This is a genomic window from Paralimibaculum aggregatum, assembly GCF_030270585.1.
GTDB classification, from domain to species: Bacteria; Pseudomonadota; Alphaproteobacteria; order Rhodobacterales; family Rhodobacteraceae; genus Thermohalobaculum; species Thermohalobaculum aggregatum.
In genome coordinates this window covers 1-419 of record NZ_BSYI01000152.1, presented here as the reverse complement: position 1 = coordinate 419, position 419 = coordinate 1, and the positions used below count along the sequence as shown (strand labels likewise).

The following is a 419-nucleotide window of genomic DNA, read 5'->3' as shown; positions in this document are numbered from 1 at the left end:
CTGGCGCCCTGGCCCTATGTGGTGGTTGCGGAGCGCCAGAAGCGGGGGGCGATCCATTTTCACCTGGCCGTGCGGGGCCGGCAGGATGTCGCCCTGCTCCGCGCTGCCTGGCTTGCGGTGCTGGCCGCCTCCCCTGCCGTGGCAGAGCTGTCCGGCCTTGGCAGCAGCCTCGGCAATATCGACGTGCAGGGCAGCCGGCGGCGTCCGCTGCACCGGGTGGCGCGCTATCTCGCCAAGTATCTCGCGAAGGACGATGACCGGGAGCCGGGCGAGCGGCGGTTCCGGCGCTCGGTGGGCATCGTGATCCCGGAGGAAACAGCGGAGATCGCGGTCGAGCGGGACGCGGAGGTGGTGGAGGTTGTCCGGCAGGCGCTGGCCGAGATCGGTGCGGCGCTGGCGATGCTGGCGGTCGACGAGGA

The 419-nt window shown here is 71.6% G+C and carries 1 protein-coding gene; it reads left to right on the top strand.

What is annotated here, in order from left to right:
* Positions 1–419: rolling circle replication-associated protein (locus tag QSJ97_RS24730; RefSeq protein ID WP_285675166.1), on the top strand; the 419-nt coding region annotated here is incomplete at both ends.